The organism is Amycolatopsis echigonensis (assembly GCF_002846615.1).
In the GTDB taxonomy this organism is placed as follows: domain Bacteria; phylum Actinomycetota; class Actinomycetes; order Mycobacteriales; family Pseudonocardiaceae; genus Amycolatopsis; species Amycolatopsis echigonensis.
In genome coordinates, this window is sequence record NZ_PJMY01000003.1 from 3320265 (window position 1) to 3342280 (window position 22016).

At 68.2% G+C, this 22016-nt stretch carries 17 protein-coding genes and 1 pseudogene; 10 read left to right on the forward strand and 8 right to left on the reverse strand.

Annotation, left to right across the window (positions count from 1 at the left end; all coding sequences use genetic code 11):
* The first annotated feature begins 8 nt into the window (after nucleotides 1-8).
* From mshD to pstB, 5 genes are all read left to right on the forward strand, one after another.
* Nucleotides 9-908, forward strand: coding sequence for a mycothiol synthase (mshD, locus tag ATK30_RS20635; protein WP_101436998.1), 900 nt, complete (start codon nucleotides 9-11; stop codon nucleotides 906-908).
* 243 nt (nucleotides 909-1151) lie between these two features.
* Nucleotides 1152-2282, forward strand: a complete 1131-nt coding sequence (gene pstS, locus ATK30_RS20640) for a phosphate ABC transporter substrate-binding protein PstS (protein WP_101436999.1) — start codon at nucleotides 1152-1154, stop codon at nucleotides 2280-2282.
* A 186-nt stretch (nucleotides 2283-2468) separates the two neighbouring features.
* A complete protein-coding gene (gene pstC, locus ATK30_RS20645; protein ID WP_101437000.1) occupies nucleotides 2469-3389 on the forward strand; it encodes a phosphate ABC transporter permease subunit PstC in 921 nt (306 codons plus the stop codon).
* A gap of 2 nt (nucleotides 3390-3391) precedes the next feature.
* Complete coding sequence (pstA, locus tag ATK30_RS20650) at nucleotides 3392-4306, forward strand: phosphate ABC transporter permease PstA (RefSeq protein WP_101437001.1); 915 nt, start codon at nucleotides 3392-3394, stop codon at nucleotides 4304-4306.
* A gap of 3 nt (nucleotides 4307-4309) precedes the next feature.
* The gene (gene pstB, locus ATK30_RS20655) at nucleotides 4310-5086 is read left to right on the forward strand and encodes a phosphate ABC transporter ATP-binding protein PstB (protein ID WP_101437002.1); all 777 of its coding nucleotides are present in this window, start codon (nucleotides 4310-4312) and stop codon (nucleotides 5084-5086) included.
* 113 nt (nucleotides 5087-5199) lie between these two features.
* Here pstB and phoU read toward each other — a convergent pair whose 3' ends face one another.
* The 5 genes from phoU to ATK30_RS20680 all read right to left on the reverse strand — a co-directional run bounded on the left by phoU (nucleotide 5200) and on the right by ATK30_RS20680 (nucleotide 12597).
* Complete coding sequence (gene phoU / locus ATK30_RS20660; protein WP_101437003.1) at nucleotides 5200-5874, reverse strand: phosphate signaling complex protein PhoU; 675 nt, start codon at nucleotides 5872-5874, stop codon at nucleotides 5200-5202.
* Between the two features lie 83 nt (nucleotides 5875-5957).
* Nucleotides 5958-7814 carry an LCP family protein gene (locus tag ATK30_RS20665; RefSeq protein WP_244194676.1) on the reverse strand — a complete coding sequence of 619 codons (1857 nt, stop codon included), beginning with the start codon at nucleotides 7812-7814 and terminating at the stop codon, nucleotides 5958-5960.
* Between the two features lie 2463 nt (nucleotides 7815-10277).
* Nucleotides 10278-10937, reverse strand: a complete 660-nt coding sequence (locus ATK30_RS20670) for a GGDEF domain-containing protein (protein ID WP_167441963.1) — start codon at nucleotides 10935-10937, stop codon at nucleotides 10278-10280.
* Between the two features lie 114 nt (nucleotides 10938-11051).
* On the reverse strand, nucleotides 11052-11615 hold the full coding sequence (idi, locus tag ATK30_RS20675) for an isopentenyl-diphosphate Delta-isomerase (RefSeq protein WP_101437005.1): 564 nt from the start codon (nucleotides 11613-11615) through the stop codon (nucleotides 11052-11054).
* A gap of 148 nt (nucleotides 11616-11763) precedes the next feature.
* A complete protein-coding gene (locus ATK30_RS20680) occupies nucleotides 11764-12597 on the reverse strand; it encodes an alpha/beta fold hydrolase (protein ID WP_101440960.1) in 834 nt (277 codons plus the stop codon).
* Between the two features lie 165 nt (nucleotides 12598-12762).
* On the opposite strand from ATK30_RS20680, the gene ATK30_RS20685 reads away from it, so the two are divergent.
* Nucleotides 12763-13182: an Hsp20/alpha crystallin family protein gene (locus ATK30_RS20685; RefSeq protein ID WP_101437006.1), complete on the forward strand. Its 420-nt coding sequence runs from the start codon at nucleotides 12763-12765 to the stop codon at nucleotides 13180-13182.
* Nucleotides 13183-13490: 308 nt separating this feature from the next.
* Here ATK30_RS20685 and dusB read toward each other — a convergent pair whose 3' ends face one another.
* Both dusB and ATK30_RS45380 read right to left on the reverse strand, forming a co-directional pair.
* A complete protein-coding gene (gene dusB, locus ATK30_RS20690; protein WP_101437007.1) occupies nucleotides 13491-14663 on the reverse strand; it encodes a tRNA dihydrouridine synthase DusB in 1173 nt (390 codons plus the stop codon).
* Complete coding sequence (locus tag ATK30_RS45380) at nucleotides 14624-15178, reverse strand: hypothetical protein (protein ID WP_167441830.1); 555 nt, start codon at nucleotides 15176-15178, stop codon at nucleotides 14624-14626. The genes dusB and ATK30_RS45380 overlap by 40 nt, the downstream gene beginning before the upstream one ends.
* A gap of 633 nt (nucleotides 15179-15811) precedes the next feature.
* Between ATK30_RS45380 and ATK30_RS20695 the strand changes: the two genes are divergently transcribed.
* Together ATK30_RS20695 and ATK30_RS20700 are read left to right on the forward strand one after the other, a co-directional pair.
* Complete coding sequence (locus ATK30_RS20695; protein ID WP_244194677.1) at nucleotides 15812-17230, forward strand: DUF2339 domain-containing protein; 1419 nt, start codon at nucleotides 15812-15814, stop codon at nucleotides 17228-17230.
* Between the two features lie 193 nt (nucleotides 17231-17423).
* Nucleotides 17424-17825 carry a TIGR03667 family PPOX class F420-dependent oxidoreductase gene (locus ATK30_RS20700; protein ID WP_101437008.1) on the forward strand — a complete coding sequence of 134 codons (402 nt, stop codon included), beginning with the start codon at nucleotides 17424-17426 and terminating at the stop codon, nucleotides 17823-17825.
* A gap of 14 nt (nucleotides 17826-17839) precedes the next feature.
* On the opposite strand, the gene ATK30_RS20705 is transcribed toward ATK30_RS20700, so the two are convergent.
* Nucleotides 17840-18427, reverse strand: coding sequence for a superoxide dismutase (locus ATK30_RS20705; protein WP_101437009.1), 588 nt, complete (start codon nucleotides 18425-18427; stop codon nucleotides 17840-17842).
* A 1030-nt stretch (nucleotides 18428-19457) separates the two neighbouring features.
* Between ATK30_RS20705 and ATK30_RS47740 the strand changes: the two are divergent.
* Together ATK30_RS47740 and ATK30_RS20715 are read left to right on the forward strand one after the other, a co-directional pair.
* Nucleotides 19458-19931: pseudogene (locus ATK30_RS47740) on the forward strand (DUF6328 family protein); the annotation flags it as partial.
* Nucleotides 19932-20054: 123 nt separating this feature from the next.
* Nucleotides 20055-21887, forward strand: coding sequence for a laminin G domain-containing metallophosphoesterase family protein (locus tag ATK30_RS20715; RefSeq protein ID WP_101437010.1), 1833 nt, complete (start codon nucleotides 20055-20057; stop codon nucleotides 21885-21887).
* Nucleotides 21888-22016: the final 129 nt, after the last annotated feature.

The window sequence follows — 22016 nt, forward strand, 5'->3', positions numbered from 1 at the left end:
GTCGGTTCGTGGCTCTCGACCTTGGCGACTGGACGACCGATCCCGACGACGCGGTGCGCGAAGTGCTGCTCGCGGTCAAAGCGACTGACGGACGTCCCGAGGTCGACGCGACCGGGCCGTTGCCGCGCGAATTCGAGGGCGGGCTGCATCTTCTCGCTCGCGTCGACAGTGCGCCCGCCGGATACGCCCACCTTGATACGGAAGGCGACTCCCACGGCCATCAGGTGGCGGAGCTTTTCGTGCACCCGGAATTCCGGCGTCGCGGCGTCGGTACCGCGCTCGCGCAGGCGGTAGTCGAGCGCGGCGACGCGGGTCTCCGGGTGTGGGCGCACGGCGATCACCCTGGTGCGGCGGCGATCGCGAAGAAACTCGGCCTCGGCCGGCAACGCGAACTGCTGGTCCTGCACGTCGCGGTATCCGGCGCGGACTGGCCGGAACCGGTGCTGCACAACGGTTTCCGGCTGCGCACCTTCGTCCCCGGGCAGGACGAGGACGCGCTGGTCGCGGTCAACGCGCGCGCGTTCGACTGGCATCCGGAACAGGGCGCGCTGACCGTCGCCGAGGTGCGTGCCGAGGAACGCCACGCGTGGTTCGACCCGGCCGGCTTGTTCCTCGCCGAGAACGAAAGCGGCGAGATCGTCGGCTTCCACTGGACAAAGGTTCACGACCCGGTGCCCGGCCGCTTCGACGGCGACCCGGTCGGGGAGGTTTACGTGGTCGGCGTGGATCCTGCTACGCAGGGTAGTGGTCTGGGCAAGGCGCTGACCCTCGCCGGACTCCGCTACCTGCGGGCCCGGGGGCTACCGAGAGTCATCCTGTACGTCGAGGGCGACAACGCCGCGGCTTTGGCTGTGTACAACAAGCTGGGGTTCCAGCGTTTCGAGACCGACGTCCAGTACGGTGCGTGATCACGGTGGACGCGCGGGGTGACCCGTGTTACTTTCCGCGTACTGGCAGGTCACGACCAGGCCACGGCACCCGTTCGGGGTAGTTGCCCTGCTCACAAACGGTGACTTGTTCACCTCCCGTTCACCCAACCTAGGACGACCGTCCACCGAGGCTGCCTAGTGTCCGGTTTCGGCGCGGCTCACCCGCCGCCCGCCGATCCCGACCGGATACACAAAGGCACATCTCCGAGTGGAGGAAATGCAGTGAAGATCATGCGGCCCCTGGGCGCCGTCGGCATCGTGGCGAGCGCCGCGCTCGTCCTCGCCGCTTGTGGCTCCGACCCTTCGGCGTCGAACAGCGGCTCGGGCTCGAACTCCGCCGCTCCCGCCGCCACCGGAACCGCCCAGGTCGACTGCGGCGGCAAGAGCCCGCTGTCCGGTGAGGGTTCGACCGCGCAGAAGAACGCGATCGACATCTTCAACCAGGCGTACAACAAGGCGTGCAACGGCCAGAAGGTCAACTACAACGCCACCGGCTCCGGCGCCGGCGTGAAGCAGTTCAACGGCAACCAGGTCGACTTCGGCGGTTCGGACTCGCCGATCAAGGACGCCGACCTCGAGGCCGCCACCAAGCGCTGCGGCTCCCCGGCACTGAACATCCCGATGGTCGTCGGCCCGATCGCGGTGGGCTACCACCTGTCCGGCGTCGACAAGCTGACGCTGACCCCGACGGTCATCGCCAAGATCTTCAACGGCGGCATCAAGAACTGGAACGACCCGGCGATCAAGGCGATCAAGGGCAACGAGAGCCTGAACCTGCCGGACAAGCCGATCCAGGTCGTCTCCCGCTCCGACGAGTCGGGCACCACCGACAACTTCCAGAAGTACCTCGGCGCGGCTGCCAAGGGCGTCTGGACCCAGGGCGCGGGCAAGAAGTTCAACGGCGGCGTGGGCAACGGCGCGCAGGGCTCGAACGGTGTCGCGACCACGGTCAAGGGCGCGGACGGCGCGATCACCTACGTGGAGGGCGCGTTCGCGAAGGACGGCGTCACCGCGGCCCAGATCGACAGCGGCTCCGGCGGCGTCGCGCTGAGCGCGGAGAACGTGGCCAAGTCCCTGGACGCGGCGAAGTTCCTGAAGCCGGGCACCAACGACCTGGCGATGGACCTCAACGCCATCTACTCCAGCAACGTGCCGGGCGCCTACCCGCTGCTGCTGACCACGTACGAGATCGTGTGCTCGAAGTACTCGAACCCGGACGTCGCGAAGGCCGTCAAGGCGTTCCTGTCGGTGGCCGCCACCGACGGCCAGAAGCCGCTGTCGGAGAAGGGCTACGTGCCGATCCCGCAGAGCCTGCAGGACAAGGTGCTGACCGCCGTCAAGGCGATCTCCTGAAGGTCTCCTTGAGCTGGTACGAAGGCTGACAGAGACTAGTCGATGAGAGAACCATCCTCGACGCGAACGCCCACCGGGGACCCCGGTGGGCGTTCGTCGTCCGCTCAAGCGTTCCCGGAGGATCCGATTACGGACAAGCCAGCCGCGCCGGCGCCGGAAGCGCCCGCGCGGAAGAAGCCTTCGAAGGTGCGGGCCGGTGACCGCTTCTTCAAGAACTTGACCACGGGGGCCGGGGCGTTCATCGTCGCCCTGATCGCCCTGATCGGGATTTTCCTGGTCGTGCAGGCCATCCCGGCGCTCAAGGCGGACAAGGCCAACTTTCTGTTCAACCACGGCTGGTCGACCGGCGACCCGGCCAACATGTCGTTCGGCATCGCCGACCTCGCCGAGGTCACGGTGGCGACGTCGGTGGTGGCGCTGATCATCGCGATGCCGGTTTCGCTGGGCATCGCGCTGTTTCTCACCCAGTACGCCCCGCCGCGGCTGGCCCGGCCGTTCGCCTACGTGGTGGACCTGCTCGCCGCGGTGCCGTCGATCATCTTCGGCCTGTGGGGCATTCTCGTGTTCGCGCCCGCGATCGAGCCGTTCTCGCAGTGGGTGAACACCACTTTCTCGTGGATCCCGATCTTCGCGCCGGGCAACGTCGCGCCGAACGTGCGCGGCACGATTTTCACCGCCGGAATCGTGCTGGCGGTGATGATCCTGCCGATCATCACCTCGCTGTCGCGCGAGGTTTTCGAGCGCACTCCGACCGCGCAGATCGAGGGCGCGCTCGCGCTCGGCGCCACTCGCTGGGAAGTCATCCGCACCACGGTGCTGCCGTTCGGCAAGGCCGGCTACATCGGCGCGTCGATGCTCGGTCTGGGGCGGGCGCTGGGCGAAACCATCGCGCTGGCGGTGATCCTGCTCGTTCCGCAGGGCCGCAACTTCGACTGGAGCCTCTTCGACGGCGGCGCGACGTTCGCCTCGAAGATCGCCCAGAACTACAGCGAGTTCAACAACCCGACCTCGGCGGGCGCCTACATCGCGGCCGGGCTGGTGTTGTTCGTGCTGACCTTCCTGGTCAACTTCGCGGCTCGTTCGATCGTCGGAAAGAAGCTGAGGTGACCATGTCGACGACTCTCGAACGGCCCGCCACGACGCCGGCTTTCCAGCAGGTGAGCGCTGGTCGCAAGGCCAAGAACGCGTTCGCGACGGTGCTGGTCTGGCTGTCCTTCCTGATCGCCGTGATCCCGCTGGTGTGGGTGCTGTACACGGTGATCGCCTACGGCGTTAAGCGGATTCCGTACAGCAACTGGTGGGGCCAGGACTTCGGTTCGGTCCTGAGCGACGAGGTCGGCGGCGGCGTGCTGCACGCGATCATCGGCACCCTGCTGCAGGGCCTGGTGTGCGCGGTCATCTCGGTGCCGATCGGCCTGCTGGTCGCGATCTATCTCGTGGAGTACGGCCGCGGCAAACTGGCCAGGGCCACCACGTTCATGGTGGACATCCTCTCCGGTGTCCCGTCGATCGTGGCCGCGCTGTTCATCTACGCGCTGTGGGTGACCACGCTCGGCCTGCCGCGCAGCGGGTTCGCCGTGTCGCTCGCCTTGGTGCTGCTGATGATCCCGGTGGTCGTCCGCTCGTCCGAGGAGATGCTCCGGATCGTGCCGGACGACCTGCGCGAGGCCTCTTACGCGCTGGGCGTGCCGAAGTGGAAGACGATCATGAAGATCGTGCTTCCGACGGCGCTGTCGGGCATTCTCGGCGGCATCATGATGGCGCTCGCCCGCGTGATGGGCGAGACCGCGCCGCTGCTGGTGCTCGTCGGCTACACGTCTTACGTCAACTGGAACATCTTCAGCGGGGAGCAGGCGTCGCTGCCGTTGGTGATGAACAACGAGCGCGCCACCAACTCGATGGACCCGGGCAGCGTCGGCTTCGACCGGATCTGGGGAGCGGCGCTCACCCTGGTTCTCATCATCGCCGTGATCAACCTGCTCGCCACGGTCCTTTCCCGCATCCTCGCCCCGAAGAAGAAGTGAGTCATGGCCAAGCGAATCGACGTCAAAGACCTGGACATCTACTACGGCAAGTTCCACGCCGTGGACAGCGTCACGCTGAACGTCCCGCCGCGGAACGTGACCGCGTTCATCGGGCCGTCGGGGTGTGGCAAATCGACCGTGCTGCGCACGCTGAACCGGATGCACGAGGTCATTCCCGGCGCCCGGGTCGACGGCCAGGTGCTGCTCGACGGGGAGGACATCTACGCCTCGGCGGTGGACCCGGTGCAGGTGCGCCGCACCATCGGCATGGTGTTCCAGCGGCCGAACCCGTTCCCCACGATGTCCATTAAGGACAATGTGGTGGCCGGGCTTCGCCTTGGCGGCACGAAAAACCGCAAGCAGCTCGACGAGGTCGCCGAGCGCGCGCTGCGCGGTGCGAACCTGTGGAACGAGGTCAAGGACCGGCTGAACAAGCCGGGCGGCGGTCTTTCCGGCGGGCAGCAGCAGCGGCTCTGCATCGCGCGGGCGATCGCGGTGCAGCCGGACGTGCTGCTGATGGACGAGCCTTGTTCGGCGCTGGACCCGATCTCGACGCTGGCGATCGAGGACCTGATCGGCGAGCTGAAGAAGGAATACACGATCGTCATCGTGACGCACAACATGCAGCAGGCGGCGCGGGTTTCGGACCAGACCGCGTTCTTCAACCTGGCCGGCGTCGGCCAGCCCGGCCGGCTGATCGAGCTGAACGACACGGAGAAGATCTTCTCCAACCCGGACCAGAAGGCGACCGAGGACTATATCTCGGGCCGCTTCGGCTGATTCCACTGTGGACGGCCGCCCTGGTGTCCGGGGCGGCCGTTCTCCGTTTGCAGGCACTAAAAAACCGCCACCCGCTTGATGTGCCGGGTGGCGGTTTTTCGTCGCGGGGTGGCTCAGATGGTCAGGTCTTCGTCGTCGGTGCCGTAGCCGGGCATCCGGCCGGTGACCACGAAAATCATCCGCTTGGCGACGGACACCGCGTGATCGGCGTAGCGCTCGTAGAAGCGGCCGAGCAGCGTGACGTCGACCGCGGACGCGACGCCGTGCGGCCATTCGCGGTCCATCAGCACGGTGAACAGGTGCCGGTGCAGGTCGTCGACCTGGTCGTCCTCGGTCTCGAGGTCCTTGGCCGCGGACACGTCCTTGGTCTTGATGATCGCCTCGACCTGGCGGGCGAGGCTGACCGCGGCCCGCCCCATCTCGGAGAAGTACGGCTTGACCGAGTCCGGCAGCACCGGGTCGGGGTGGCGGCGGCGGGCGGCCTTGGCGACGTGCAGGGCGAGATCTCCCATGCGCTCCAGGCTTTCCGCCGCGTGGATGGCGGCGAGCACGGTGCGCAGATCTGTCGCGACCGGGGCCTGCAGCGCCAGCAGCGCGTACGCCTGCTCCTCGCATTCGGCGCGCGCGTCGTCGACCTTCGCGTCGTCGCTGATCACCTGCTCGGCGAGGCCGAGGTCGACCTCCAGCAGTGCCTTGGTGGCCCGCTCCATGGCGTCGGCAACCTGGACCGACATCGCGGCCAGGTTTTCGGCGAGCTGATCGAGTTCGACATGGTAGGCCTCACGCATGAGCACACCCTACGACGTGGACCGTCCGAATACCGCATCGCTGGGTGAACCGCATATGAACCCCGCCTAACGAATCCGAGCGCTCAGCCGGTGTTGACGACCTTGCGGGAATCCGGGTTGGGCGGCGGCGCGCTGGCCGCGGTTCCGGCCTGCTGGTTGCCCGGGAGAGGAGTGTTGTCGCGCAACGCGTCGAAGAGGCTCTTGGTCCGTTCCTGCACCAGGACTTCGTTGCCGCGCTTGTTCGGCAGGCCGACCGTCGGCACGGTCAGGAAGTTGATGTTGGCCGGGTTGAGTCCGCGCATCGACTGGGCGAGCGTCATCATCTGCTGCACGCCGAGGTTGTCTCCGAACGTAGCGTGCGCGAAAGCGGTGATGAAGCCGGACAGTTTCCCCGGATCCAGCACGACATCCGAAGACATGACCTTCTTGAGCAGCGCCCCGATGAACGCCTGCTGCCGCTTGATCCGCCCGTAGTCAGAGGTCGGGTCGCCCTTGACGTGCCGAGCGCGCACGTAACTCAGCGCCTGGTCGCCGGTAATCGTCACGTCTCCGGTTTCGGCCAGCACTTTGCCGAGCACGGTGTCGTCGATCGGTTTCTCGTTGTGCACAGTCACCCCGTGCACCGCGTCGACCATTTCCTTGAACCCGTTGAAATCGATGCCGACGAAGTGGTTGATCCGCAGGCCGGTGACTTTTTGGATCACCTTCGTCATGCATTGCGGCCCGCCGACCGCGTAGGCGGTGTTGAGCTTCGCGGTCTTCTGCTCGGGCACGACCTCGTCGGTAGTCTGGGATTTGGCCGGATCCCACCGATTGCAGTCCGGCCGGTCGACTTCCAGGTCTCGCGGGAACGAAACGACCACGACCCGCTTACGGTCCGCGGGAACGTGCGCCACCATCACCGTGTCCGACCGCGCACCGGGGATATTGGCCGCGTCCCCGACGTTCTCCTCGGACGAGGCGCCATCGCGGGAATCGGAGCCGACCATGAGGAAGTTCTCGTCGTTGGCCTGCGCATCGGCGTTCTGAATGTCCGACGAGTTCTCGTCCAGCGCGGACACTTGGGCGAACTTGGCGTCAAACCACGTAACCGCACCCCACGCGACACCCGTGCCGATGAAAATGAGCGCCACCACCACGATCAACGCGATCCGGCCGATCCGGACGTTGCGCGCGGTATGCCGCTGCTTCTTCTCCTGCAGCCGGGTTTGCTCCGGCTTTTCGGCGGGTTGCTCTTCGTCCTCTTCCTTGTCCAGCAAAACGACCCGCTGCAACGCGGTCCGGGTTTGCTCGAACAAAGCCATCGACCGGGTAGTAAGCCGCTCGCGGCGTTCCCGACGCTTCGCCTCTTCCGCCGCCGCGTCGTCATGCGCGGCCGAGAACCGAGCGAGACTGTGATCGATTTTGCGACGGTATTGAGTCGCCTCGTCGATCGCCTCCATCTCGTCGGTCATCGTGAGCGGATCCATCTCCGCCCGAACCGCCGCGGCGGGCCTAGCCGGCGTGCGCCGAGGCCGCTTGCCATTCGGCCCCTCGACGGCCGGGCTCAGCTGAGTGCGCTCCGGATCAGAGGCGGGCTTGACGGCCTGGGTCTTCGCGCCGAGCCCGACCCCCTTGACCGGCGTGAACTGCGTCCGATCCGCTGCCGTCTGCTGCTTTCCGTCCAGCACCGGGCTGAGCTGAGTCTGCTCGCCTTCCACCTCCGGATCGCCCTGCGGCCGGCCGTTCGGCACGGGCCTGCGCCGAAGACGCCCATTGTCGGACGCGGAGCTGCGCTGCGGACGTTCGCCGTTGAGCTGAGTCCGTTCAGGGTCCTGAGCCGCGTTCAGATCCGGTTTGCCCTCGCGACGGCGTGGACGTCCGGGCTCGTCCGGCGCGGGACTTTCGCCGTCCAGCGCCGGGCTGAGCTGAGTCTGCTCGAGGCCTTGAGCCGCAGCCAACCCGCGCACCACACCCGGCCCGCCACGCCCCGCCGAGCCCGCTCGCCTCCGCGGAGCCTGCCCATTGCGCCCTTGGTCAGCCTGCTTGCCCCGCAACCGGTCCGGCTCGAGCGCCGGACTCAGCTGGGTCCGCTCAAGCTCGTCCTCGGGCTCTGTCCCACCGGGAACTTCGTCGATGCCGTCGCGGCGCCGCCCAGCCGGTCCAGCGACCCGTCGACCGGGCACGTTCGGGCCAGGCACCTGTTGCCCGCTGGAATTCTGTCCGGGCGTTCGCGGTCCGTCCGGGTCAAGGGGCAGCGCTGGCGCTTCGGGTCCGGGCGTCGGCCCTGCGGCTTCGGGTCCGGCCGTTCGTCGCCTCGCCGGTCCGGGCATTCGCTGCCCACCAGACTCCCGGCCGGGCACCCGGTGCCCGCCAGAGTCTTGACCAGGCGTCCGCTGGCCAGCGGAGTCGGGACCAGCCGTCCGGCGCTCGGCAGGATCGAGCCCGCCCGGCATCGGTAACTCTGGACCAGCGATCCGAGGCTCGGCTGGCCCGGGCATCGGTTGTGCAGCCGAAGAATGCAGCCCTGCCGCCCGTGGTCCGGCCATTCGCGGACCGTCCAATTCCGGGCCAGGCAATCCGCCGGAGTCCGGACGGGGCCGCCCAGGAGCGTTCTCCGCACCGTGCGGTCGCCGAGGCCCAGGCGGCTCCGGCGAAACCGGAACCCCGCCCCCCTGCCGAGGCCGGGGCGGAAGCCCATCCGCCCGCCGACGCCGCGGTCGCATCCCCGGCTCCGGCGCACCTTGCTCGGCGCTCTCCGACCGCCCGTCGTCGACCGCTCCCTGACTGGGCCCGGACTCGCCCTCAGCGATCCCACGGCCACCGGCCGCGCGACGCCCCCGACGTTCTTCCGGCCCAGACCCCTCGGAAAGACCAGTCTCGCCAGGCCCGCTCAAGCTCCCGCGCCGACCACCCGGTCCTGCGTCCCCAGGCGCAACTCGGTACTCGGCATCCGGTCCGGAAGGCTGAGTCAGCCCACGAACCTCGGCCGGACGCGCCCGCCGACCGTTCGACGGCGCCCCGTAGCCACCGGTCTCGCCGATTCCTCCACCAGGCTCAGCCCGATTAGCCCCGGTCTCCCGACGTCGAGCGCCCCCACCGGCCTCGGTGCCACCATCCGGCTCGCCGGTGCTGTTCGATACCGCGCCGCCAAGAAGCGCACGCCCACCCACTCGCGCAGGCCCTGCACCATTGACGTCCGAAACGCCCGTCGGACGCCCACCGGGAAGTCCAGCGTCGTCTGAAGAATTGCCGCGCCGGGCACTGTCTGCCGGTCCGTTCTCAAGTCCGGGACCATCGGCTACCTCTCGGCTGTGCCGATTGCCGACACCGTTGACCCGGCCATCTCCCAAACCGCCGACCGAACCGCCCTCGTCAGCGGTCCCGCCGCGCCGGTTGCGTCGCCCGCTCGCTCGTCGGCCGACAGAGTCGTCGTCATCCCCGGCTGGCTCGCTGTGGCGATTGCCAACGCCGTTGGCTCGCCCGTTTGCCCATCCACCAGCCGATACCGCGTCATCTACCGCAGGTTCGCGGTAGCGCTTAGCCCGTCTGCCAGTCGAGCCGGTGTCTCCTCCGGCCGCCTCGCCGTGCCGCGCGCCGGCCTCGTTGACCTGCCCGGTCGCCAGGCCGCCGTCCAGATCCGAGCCGTTTCCCGGTTCGGCGTGCCGACTGCCGACCTCGTTGGCGTGCCCGTTTGCGCGTCTACCGGCTGCCGCAGCGTCGTCTTCCGCGGCGTCGCCGTGCCGCCCGCCGATCCCGTTGACCTGTCCGGTCGCCAGGCCGCCGTCCAGATCCGAGCCGTTTCCCGGTTCGGCGTGCCGACTGCCGACTCCGTTGGCGTGCCCGTTCGCCCGCCGTCGGCCCGGCTCGGCGCGCCCGTTCCTGCCCGAGAACCCCGCGTCCGGCTCCGCCCGCCGTCGTCCCGGCTCGGGCCGCTCGGCGTCCGCGCGGCGACGGCCTGGCTCAGCCCGGCGAGTGCCCGGTTCCGCGAGCCGACTTGCCGGTTCCGAATGTTGTGTCCCGGGCTCGTCGGAGAAAGCAGGTCGTTCGCCGGTGGTCCGCGCGAGCACATCGGACACGCTGATGCCGCCGTGAGTGTCCATCGAACGGCGGCGTCCTCCGCGGGGGCGAGCCGTGGTGTCGGAATGGCGACCGGTGCCGGGGGTGTTGCGCTCGTCGGGCACTCGGTCTCCTCTCGCACGTCAGGCGCCAGGCTGGGGCGGCTTACCTTTGAACACCCGGCCGCTTCGCCGGGTCTCCCAGGACTCGTCGTACCGGGGGAGCTTTTCGTTATCGTACGGATACCCGCCGTTCGTGACGACACCCTCCCGCGAATTTCTTCACCATGCGTCGCCCTAAGGCACACGGAAGCGGACGAACAGGTGAAGATCGGGTTCAGCGAATGGAGTAATCGCAGACGCGCGTTACTCAGAGTGCGTAATTACCTGTGCGGTCTCGCGGTCGTGAAAAGCGACCTTGTTGCGTCCTGCCCGCTTCGCGGCGTAAAGGAGATTGTCCGCTCGGTGGAGTTGGCGCGGCCCCGATCCAGTGCCGTGCGCGAGGCCGACGCTGATCGTGACTCGCAGGCCCGGACGGAGTTCTGACCAGGGATGACGGGCGACCCGACGGCGTGCGGCGTCGGCGACCCGGACGGCGCCTCGATGATCGATTCCCGGCAGGACGAGAGCGAATTCCTCGCCGCCGTACCGTGCGCAGAACGCATCGGCCGGCAGCCCCTCTTGGAGGAGATCGGCGACCCGGCAGAGGACGCGGTCGCCGAGAAGGTGACCGTACGTATCGTTCACGGACTTGAACCGGTCGAGGTCGACCAGCGCGACGGCCACCGCGGCCGGCAGTTCAGGCAGCCGCTGGTCGAGGTAACGGCGGTTGTAGCTCGAGGTGAGCGGATCGCGCAGGCTGCCCGCTCGCGCGATGTCGAGCGCGGAGCGCAGGTGCCGGTAGGCCCGCCGCCAATCGCCGCGCGTCGCGAACAGGTCCGCGATGGACTCGTGCAACGTGAGCAAGTCTGGCGCGGCCTCCCCCGTTCCGAGCTCGTCGTCCGCCGACACTCTGACCTCCGCCACTCCATCGTCTTCGTCGTAAAGGAGCGGCGGCTTGAGTCATCGGTACGTACGAAAGTGAATTTCGCTCAAGTGGACGACGGACTTCCGCTGATGTCACGCAGCGCAGTTCTTCGCTCAGAGCGCGGAGAAGGGCTTTTTGTCCTTGAGCTGCGCGAATTGATCACGTGCCCAGTAACTCGCGTCGGTGTCCGGATCCGTGATCCACTGTGTGTAATCGGCCCAGGAAATCCATCGCCAGCCGCCTACTTCCTCGGGATTCGGCTGCGGATCGACGTCTGTCCAGGCGGCGAACACCGGACAGAACTCGTTCTCCACGATCCCCTGGAAGGGCGGCGTGCGGTAGCGGTACGTGGGCAGCACGCACTCGAGGTCCTCCAGCGTCGGCAGGCCGAGTTCGTACGAAGCCCGTCGCCGCACGGCGGTCTCCAACGCCTCGGCGGGCGCCGGGTGACCGCACACGCTGTTGGTCCACACTCCCGGCCACACCTTCTTGTGCAGTGCGCGCTGGGTGATGAGCAGGGCGTTGTCCGAACGGCGCAGGACGTAGCAGGAGAACGCGAGGTGCAGCCGCGTGTCCGCGTGATGGCTGGCGAGCTTCGGCCCGGTCTCCCCGGTCGGTACGCCGTCCTCGGTCACGAAGACGACGCGTTCGGTTTCGGCTTCAGTGCTGGTGTCCACTCCGGATACTGAACACCACGCACCACCCGGCCGATACCGCGAGCCGGGTGGCCGTTTCGCCCGATTCGAGTGCCAGGCCTTCACAGACCGCTCGAATCCCCAGCTCGTCGACCGCCCGACCGAACGACAGCGCAGGCAAACCGCGACGTCACCGGCTCCCGAGATGTTCGACGATCAGCGAGGTCAAGGCCTCCGGCGCTTCCTCCGCTACCCAGTGCGACACCTCCTCCAGCATCTCGAACCGGTAGGGCCCGGTGCACCAATTCGCCGTGTCGAGCGCGGCGGTGGAACCGAAGGCGACGTCCTCCGTGGACCATACGTACATCGCCGGCACCGAAACCTTGCCGATCTTCCCGCCTGGTCGGCCCGCTCGATACCAGTTCAGCGCGGCGGTGAGCGCCCCTGGTTCGGACAGCCGCTGCACGTACTCGTCGATCTTGCTCGGCGGGATGCGGCGATCGAAGATGTCGCGCAGCGCCTTGGCGTTGTCGGCCAGCATGCGGCGCTCGGTCGCGGGCGTCTGCCGCCATTCCGTCATATAGGCCGACCGCAGGTGCTGGTCCTCGTCCGTCCGCATCGCCTCGGCGAGTGCGCCCGGGTGCGGCGTGGACACCACGGTGAGACTGCGCAGGCGATCCGGGTGCTCGTCGGCCGTCCACCACGCGACCGCGCCGCCCCAGTCGTGGCCGACCAGGTCGAACGTGCTCCAGCCGAGCGTGTCGGCCATTGCGATGACGTCGGACACCAGCGTCGTGATGCCGTATTCGGCCGGGCGCTCGGGCCGCACGTCCGGCGAATAACCGCGCTGGTCCGGCGCGACCGCGCGGTAACCGAGCACGCCGAGCGTCGCCACCTGGTGCTCCCACTCCACGGCGGCCTGGGGAAAGCCGTGCAGCAGCAGTACCGGACGGCCGTCTTCGGGGCCGGCGGCGATGGCATCGAAGGATCCCGCGTCGGTCGGGATGGTCAGCTGGTCGATCACGAGACGCACTCTACGGACCGGCACCGACAGTTTTGGCCGGTCTCGCGCCGAGCCTGTGATCTGAGCTACATGGGAACAACTAAGTTGAGTCGTGCGTTAGCAACTTTGCAAGGCTTGGTCAGCACCCCAGCAGCTGGCCTCAGTTGTCCGAAAGGGGATTCGACAATGCTGATCCGCACCGACCCGTTCGCCCAGTTCGACCGCCTCACCCAGCAGTTCTTCGGCGGCCAGAGCACCGCGCCTCGCGCTGTCCCGATGGACGCCTACCGCGCCGGCGACGAGTACGTCATCCAGTTCGACCTCCCGGGGATCGCCCGCGACTCGATCGACGTGAGCGTCGAGCGCAACGTGCTCACCGTCCGCGCCGAGCGCACGCCGGTCGCGGCTGACGACGCACAGGTCCAGGTGTCCGAGCGGCCGCGCGGCAAGTTCTCGCGCCAGTTGTTCCTCGGCGACACGCTCGACACCGCGCGCATCGCCGCGGACTACGTCGACGGCGTGCTGACGCTGCGCATTCCGGTCGCCGAGAAGGCCCAGCCGCGCAAGATCACCGTCGGCGGAGCGCCGCAGGAGATCGACGCCTGAGGCAGTGACTCAAGTTGTCCCCAGGTTGTCCACAGTGGGTTGTGGATAACCTGGGGACAGTTGCTATCTGCGCAGGTCAGCAGGGGGTTCGCCCGCTTGGCAAGCTGTCGCTCGCGCGATCGTGCGGTTGAGGAGGGACAGCACAGTCGCTCTCGTACTGCGGTCTCTTTGTCGCGCAACGGAGGTTACTTCGCAGCGCCTGCGTTCCTGGCTGTTGCCGCGGACCGTGCGCTTCGGCGATGAGCGACCCGTTTGTGCTGGTCCGGCCTGGATTGGGTCGCGCTCGTCGCCCTGGTCGCGTAGCCAGGTCAGCCGCCGGAATGCATGTCCTCGGCCTCGGGGACGCAGTCGTCGTCCGGGTCGTCGAGCCAACCGTGCGGGAGCGTCACCTTGCCCGGCGAGCCCTGCCGTCCGCGCGGACCCGTCGCAGCGTCCGGGAACGGGGCGTCGTGGTCGAGCTGCGCGATCAGGTCGTCCAGCTGGTTCATGCTCGTCACCATCGCGAAGCCGCGCCGCAGCTCGGAGCCGACCGGGAAGCCCATCAGGTACCAGGCCATGTGCTTGCGGATGTCGCGCATGGCCTTGTCTGGGCCGTCGTGCTCGATCAGCAGTTCCGTGTGCCGCCGCAGGACGCGCGCGACCTCGCCGAGGTTCGGTCCCGCCGGGATCTCGCGACCTTGGAAGGCGGCTTCCAGCTCGCCGAACAACCACGGCCGACCGAGGCAGCCGCGCCCGACGACCACACCGTCGCAGCCGGTCTCGGCGACCATGCGGAGCGCGTCGTCCGCGCTGAAGATGTCGCCATTGCCCAGCACCGGGATGCTGGTGACCGCGTCTTTCAGCGCCGCGATCTTCGACCAGTCGGCCTGACCTGAGTAGCGCTGCGCGGCCGTGCGCGCGTGCAAGCTGACGGCAGCCGCGCCCTCGGCTTCGGCGATGCGCCCCGCGTCGAGGAACGTGTGGTGATCGTCGTCGATGCCGACACGGAACTTCACGGTGAACGGAACGCCGCCCTCAGCCGCCGCCTTCGCCGACTCGCGCACGATGTCCGCGAACAGCCGTCGCTTGAACGGCAGCGCCGCACCGCCGCCCTTCCGCGTTACTTTCGCGACAGGGCAACCGAAGTTGCTGTCCACGTGGTCCGCGAGGCCCTCGCCGACGATGATGCGCACCGCTTCGGCCATGGTCTTCGGGTCGACCCCGTACAGCTGCATCGACCTCGGCTTTTCGTGCTCGCCGAAGGTCATCATGTGCATCGTGCCGGGGTGCCGCTCGACGACCGCGCGTGCGGTGATCATCTCGCACACATAGATGCCCGCGCCGTACTCCTGGCAGAGCTGCCGGAACGCCACGTTGGTGATGCCCGCCATCGGAGCGAGCACGACGGGAGGATCGACCTGGTAGGGGCCGATCTTCAACGTGGGCGCGCTCAACGTGGCAGTCACGCTTCCATTGTCGCCCGTGACGTACGGCACATGCATCCGGGCACGTCGGCGGCCGCGAGACCATCTCGTGTCCAGCCTTTGAGTAGTGCTACGGATCCGATCATCGTGCCGTTTCGCCGACGCTGTCCGGTATGACCACCGAAGCTGCAACGCTCCACCGCCTGGCCGGCGAACTGGACGATCTCGGCCGCCGCCTGACACACGTAGGCGCCGAACTCCGCGCGGTGCGTCCTCAGCCCGAGTCGGCCGCCGACCAGCCCGACGGGACACCCGTCGCGGACGCGGCGGCAGACCCCCAGCCGACGCCGGGCGACCCGGACAGCCACGTCGAGTCGGCAGCGTTGACCGGGGAGGTGCCACGGGATGCTTACGCTCCTGGCGTCGTTGAGCGGTTCCGCTCCGGCCACACGGCTGCGGAGGGTATTGCCGACGAGACAGGCTCCTCCGCCGCGCCGGACCAGGCAGCCGAGCCCGCTCGCCTCGGCGAGACAGGCCACCCTGTCGAGCCGGGCACAGCTGCTGAACCCGGTCACCCGGTCGAACGCGGTCACGCCGATGCGCCGGGCGAGCCGTCCGCGTCAGCCAGTTCGGCCGGGCAGGGCCCAGTCGCCGCACCTGGCGACGCCACCGAACCCGGCGGCCCCGGCCAACCTCCCGCGCCTGGTCCTGCCGCGCCTGGTCACCCTGCCGCGCCTGGTCACCCTGCCGCGCACAACGCCCCGACTGCTCCGGGCCACTCGCCCGCCCCGGGCTACCCAGCTGGCCAAGGCCCGTACTTGTACCCGGCCTACGGGGTCGCGCACGGGACAGCGTTCCACCCCCACCCGGGCTACCACCCTTACGCAACTCCGTATTCCGCTCAAGCCATGCCTGGCGTGACCCACCCGTCGACGCCACAACCCGGGGCTCAGCAACCCGCTGCCGACGACGTCCCAGCCGGACAGTCCGCCGCCCAGCCGGGCCACGGACAGTCCACTGCCGACCAGTTCACCGCCGGACAGCCCGGGCAAGGACGCCCACAGTCGACTGCCCAACAGCCGCCCTACGGCCAGTCGCCCTTCGCTCAGCCTCCTTACGGCCAGCGGCCCTATGCTCAGCCGCCTTACACCCCTTCTCCGACGCTCCGTGAGCGACTCAGCCGAGAAGGCGCCGGTTCGCGGCTGCTGGCATGGATCGGCGGTGCGGTGACGTTGCTCGGGGTCGTCCTGCTGCTGATTCTGGCCATCCAGCGCGGCTGGCTCGGCCCGTTGCCGCGGGTCGCGGTCGGCGCTGCGTTCGGCGGGATCCTTGTCGGCGCGGGTGCTTGGCTGCACCGCAAACCTGTTGCGCGCACCGGAGCGTTCGCCCTTGTCGCGACGGGGGTCGCGACGCTCTATCTCGACACTGTCGCTGCCACCTCCTTGTACGATTTCCTGCCGGTTCCCGCCGGGCTCGCGGTCGGCTTGGCGATCGCGGTGGGCGGCCTTTTGCTTGCGGTCAAATGGGATTCCTCTCTCCTGGCGATTGCCGTGGTGGGAGGATGCGGAGTGTGTGCGCCCCTGATCACTTGGGGCTTCACCGGTGAACTCGTGACGTTCCTTCTCATGATCCAGATCGCGACCGTCCCTGTCCAGCTTCGACGGTCATGGTGGCCACTTTCGTTTACTGCGGCCATTCCGCCCTTGACAACGGCGCTGATCGGCGTCGGTCTGCGCACCTTGCCGTTGTGGGCAGTGATTGCCGCCGGTGTGGTCAGTGCGGCGGCAGCGCTGGTCGCGTTGCGGCGCAACGACAATGAGCCTTACTCGCTGTCTGTTCTCGCTGTTTCCCCATTGCCGGTTCTGGTTGCCGCGCTGGTGCGGGACAAGCCGGAATCCGTGCTTCTTGCGGGTGGAGCGGCAGTTGTTCTCATCGCGACCTGGACCATCGTGCGGGGGAATTCCGGTACTGTCGCGGGAATCGGTGGTCTGGTAGCCGCGATGCAGGCGACCGTCACGCAGTTCGATGGCGGAGCTGTCCTGCTTGGCGAAGCGGTAGCGCTCGCGTTCGCGGCGAAGTTTGCTCGAAACCGGTTCGCGCTAGGCGGTTCTCTCGCCTTCGGGGTGATCGGCGGGCTGTTCGCGCTCGGTTCTGACGTGACCCCGGCGTTGCTGGTGCTCCCGCATTGGCATCCGCGCGATCTTCTCTTTACCGCGCTGTGCTCGGCCGCACTTCTCCTCGCGGCGGCTATCGCGTTGCCGTGGGCGGCAACGCGGCTCAACGTGGTGAAATCGGACAGCCTTGCGCCTTGGCTGCCTGCGGGATTGTGTGCGCTCTACGGTGCCGCAGGGCTAGTGCTCGCCGCGTCCATGCTCGTAGTCCCTGGTCGCGCCGGATTCCTGGTTGGCCACACACTTGTCACGGTTTCCTGGACGGTGGTGGCGTTCGTCCTTCTCCTGCGGGGAATCGAGGTAGTCGCCTTGCGGATCACCGGGTTGGTTCTGGTGGCTGCTGCGGTCGCGAAGCTCGTATTGTTCGATCTCGCCGCGCTGGATGGGTTGGCGCGCGTGGGCGCGTTCCTCGGCGCTGGGGTGATCCTGCTGGTGGCGGGTGCCCGGTACGCGCGGGTTGTCGCGTCGCGCTGAACTTGCCAGAAGTCCCCCGATCCGGGGAATCGAGACCGACCTTGGATCGGGGGTTTTTCTTGTGTGACACCAGAAATGAGCATCCCGGCGCGGTGGCCGGGTACGGCGCGCGAAGGCCGCGGTGCGGGCGTCCGGGACGGAAATGTCGGTGGCTCGTGGTTACCTGGGACACCTACCGAGGAGGTATCCGATCATGACCTACACCCACGACCCGAAACTCATTGAACGCGCGGGCGAATCCATCGCCTGGCTCACCACCGTGACTCCGAGCGGACGCCCCGCGCCGCGGCCGGTCTGGTTCGTGCTCGACGGCGAGGACATCGTGGTCTTCAGTCGGCCGGGCACGGCCAAACTCCGGCACCTCGCCGCTAACCCGGAGGTGAGCTTCCACCTGAACAGCGACGAACACGGCGGGAGCATCATCGTCGTCAACGGACGCGCGCACATCGACGAGGCCAAAGCCTCCGAAGCGCCCGGTTACCTGGCGAAGTACCAGAGGCACTACGCCAGTATCGGGTTCGCCGATCCGGCTGCTTTCGACGCCGACTACTCCGTTCGGATCCGGATCGTGGCGGAGAAGTCCTGGGGATTCTGAGAGCAGCTCCGGATTCAGAAGCCGACATCCAGGCAAGCCAGCCGTCCACCCGCGGTGGCGGCGTGCCCGGGGTTGGTGTGGGTGTGGGTTTCGTGGATCACCACGGACTTCGCCCGCCGCCCGTCGAAGGTCCAGTCCACAGTGGAGGTTGCATGACCGATTCCTGAGCGGTCGGTGGTGAAGTCGAGCCAGATCTCGTTGTGCGGGTTGGCGTAGGCCGGATCCACCGAGGGCTTCACCGGGTCCGGCACGTGTTGGAAGTGTCCGCCCGCGGCGTCACCGGTGGCGCCGCAGGAGTTCACATGCGCGTGGGCACCGTATTCGTGGTGCGGCGAGAGGCCGCTGATCACCAGCACGGTGGTGGTGCCGACGCGACTGCCAGACAGGACGGAGACGTGCGCCTTGGCTCCGACGGGCACAAGGTCCGGACGGTAGGTGACGGCTTGGGTGCCGGGTGCGTATGCGGCGAATGTGCCGTGGGCGGCGGTGAAGTGCAGCGGCGAGACCGTAGTCGGGGCGGCTGAGGCGGAGGTGGCCGAGAGGCTCGTGACAGAGAGACCGGCGGTGAGGGCCGCGGAAAGGAACTTAGGGAGGAAACGCATGAAACTTCTCTAACCAGTCGGCGCGTGGCGTGCCATGTTCTCCACTCGAACGTGTGGGAGGTCGCCCGGATCTTGGGAGGGCTTTTCGCGAGGGGGAGGTGCGTGGGGTCGCTGGGTGGTGACGGCACCGGGATCAGCCCGATCCAGGCGTGGGCCGGGTTCAAGCATCGGCCGGGCCAGGCGTGGGTCCGAACGTCGGCCGGATCAGACGTCGGCCGGGTCGGGTGTGGGCCGGGTCGGGTGTGGGCCGGGTCGGGTGTGGGCCGGGTGTGGGCCGGGTCAGACATGGGCCGGGTCGGGCGGGTGCGAGTGCGGGCGCTGTCCGGATGCAAGGCGTGAGGGGCGAGCCTGTCCTTGTCGTGGGGTGGTTCCGAGGTGCTCTGGTGCGTCCTGGATCCACGTCGCGGACAAGGGCGGCTGGCGGGCCGAGCGGCTTCGGACAGCGGTTGCGGCGGACGGGAAGGCCGTGCCACTGGCCGGGTGAGTTTTCGGGCGTCGGCGCGCTGGGTACTTGGCAGCGTGGCAGCGTCGGACTTGCCCGGCGATGCTTCGGCGAGCACCGGTGGAGCCTGACATGCCTCACGACCCGAACAGTGCCATGGGGTTTGACGGTCGTCGTGCGGATGACCACGAATCGGCAGGTGCCGGCGGACCGGTCGAGGCCGGTGGGTTGTCGGAGGGCGATGGACCGGCGGACGCCAGCGGGCAGGCCAGCGGTGGCGGATTGCCCAATGGTGGGTCTGCTGGCGGCGGACTGGCGAGCGGCGGACCGGTGCGATCTAGCGGGTGGGCGCAGGACACTGGGCCGACTCAGGCCAGCGGGTCCGTGCAGGGCAGTGGGTCGGCGCAGGCTGCGGGACCAACGCAGGCAAGCGGGTCGGCGTACGCCCCCGGACCGCCAACGCCCAGCGGGTCGGCGCGCGCCGGAGGTCCGCCGCAAGCCAGCGGGTCGGCTGAGGTCGGCGAATCGGCGCGCGGCGGTGGCTCGGCGCAGGTCACCGGGTCGGCGGCGGACGTCGGCGACGACGTCGAGCACACCGGCGAGACGCGGAACCAGATGCTGCAGCGAAACGTCGGCGAGCTGTTGCAGGAGTTGCGGGTCGCGCAGGCGGGTGTGCAGATTCTGTTCGGGTTCCTGCTGTCGGTGGTCTTCACGGGCCGGTTCCATGACGCCAGCGGGTTCGAGAAGACGCTGCATCTGCTCGCGGTCCTGCTCACCGTCGCGGCGACCGCGTTGCTGATCGCGCCTGCGGCGTGGCACCGGATTCTGTTCCGGACTGGGCGGCGGGAGCAGATCCTGCAGGTCGGCAACCGGGTCGTGCTCGTTGGGTTCGGGTGCCTTGCCGCGGCGATCACTGTCACTGTCGCGCTGATCGCGAAGGTCTCTTTCGGACCGGTCGCGATGGGTCTCGTCGGTGGGATGGCGGTGTTGCTGTTCGGCCTGCTGTGGTTCGCGGTGCCGGGCATGCTTATCGGCGACCGAAGGCGACGCAACGGTCACTGAGCGGCGTCGGTGCGAACTGCCGTTTGTCCTGTTCAGGACAGAAACGCCGGGACGTGGAGCTGTTCATCGAGCCGTCGGCAATTGTTGCCGTAGCGGTCGGGACCCGCCCGTAGCTTCCTGCTCGTGACTGACTCTTCACGGCGGAACTTCCTGCGTGGTGCCGGAATCCTCGGTGCCGGCGCGGCGGTGTCCGCGCTTCCTGGTCTGAACGGGATCGCCGCGGCGGACCCCGACGTCGCTCGGCGGCCGGACGGTGACAGCCCGCGGTTCACGGTCGCCGTCATGCCGGACACCCAGTACCTGTTCGACGAGGATCGGGGCGACTCGACACCGGTGGACGCCTCGTTGTCGTACGTGCTGCGGCACGCGCATGACGACAACGTTGTCTTCCTCGCCCACCTCGGCGACCTCACGCAGAACGGGCAGGCGCGGGAGTTCGCTGGCATCAGCCGGTCGTTCCAGATGCTCGACCGGGCTCGGTTCCCATACAGCACGCTCGCGGGCAACCACGACATCGACGGTTCCACCGACGACCAGCGCGGGCGGACGCCGTACCTCGACGCGTTCGGGCCGCAGCGGCAGCGGAACTCGCCGACGTTCCGCGGTTCCTCGAAGGACGGCTACAACACCTACCACGTGTTCCAGGCCGCCGGCCGGGAATGGCTGGTGCTCGCGATGGATTGGCGTCCGTCGGCGGCCGGGTTCGCTTGGGCGAAGCAGGTTCTCGCGCAGCATCCGCGGATGCCCGCCATCCTGACGATCCACGAGCTGGTCAACTCCGACGAGCAGGGCAAGGCGTTCCTGTCGGACTTCGGCAACCAGGTCTGGGACGAGTTCGTCAACCAAAGCGACCAGATCTTCCTGACCCTCAACGGCCACTACTGGCCGCCGGGCCGTCTGGTGAAGCGCAACGCCGCCGGCCACGACGTGCACTTGCACCTCACGAACTACCAGGACCGCTACTACGGCGGCAGCGGCATGATCCGGCTGTACCAGTTCGACGTCGCCCGCGGTGTGATCGATGTCCGCACCTTCTCGCCGTGGCTCGACGGCCGACGCGACCTCAGCGAACTCGAGCGCATCGAGGCCGAGCGCAGCACCGATGTCGACTACTTCAGCATCGACATCGACTTTGACAAGCGGTTCGCTGGTTTCGCGCCCATCCCGGTGCCGCCGGCCCGTCCGGTGCAGCCGCAGCTCGTGCCGGGCACGGTCGCGTACTGGCGGTTCGAGGGCGGCCGTGCGGGTGCTCCGGTCCCGGACAACACGCTGATCAAGGACCTCACCGGACGCGGCAACGACCTGCGCCGCGCGACTGTCCCGGGCAGCGGACCCGACGCGTTGACTTACTCGGCGGATTTCTCGCCTCGCCAACCGTCACGCGCGAGTCTTCGGTTCGACGGCGCACGCAACCCTGGCCGCGGCGCGTATCTCCAGACCGTCGACAGCGCTCCGATGAACAGCCTGACGTTCCAGCGCGGCTACACGGTCGAAGCGTTCATCCGCCTGCCCGAAGACTTCCGCGACGGCACCCATGGCTGGTGCGGCATCTTCGCGCGCCTCGGCAACGGAGGCGCGGCCGGAAAGTCCGGCGACGACCCGAACGAATCGGCCGCGACGTTCAGCCTCTCGGACGGCGCGGAGCTGCAGTGGGCGGTGTTCCCGTTGAACCAGAACGGGATCTCGACCAACTGGGGCCACGAACTGCCGCTGGCGAAGTGGTGGCACGTCGCGGTCGTCAACGACGGACGGCGCAGCACGCTGTACGTCGACGGCTGCCCGCTGCTGCGCAACCCCAAGACGCCGGCGATCGGCCTGGCCAACCCGGGCGGCAGCTGGCTGGTCGGCGCGTCGTCGTACCAGGGCAAGGTGGAGCGCAGCTTCTACGGCGAGATCGGCGAGGTCCGCGTGGTCGACCGGGCGCTGGCTCCGAGGGAATTTCTGCTGGGCGGGTAAGCGGGACCGATCGGTCGGCAATTGCGCCTAGCGACCGCGGAAGGCGGGGTGTGCGGGCTGGGATTGGAGCCGGAACCGACTTGGTGGCGGAAGCCGGAATCCAGGGCGCGCTATTCCGATTGCGCGGTG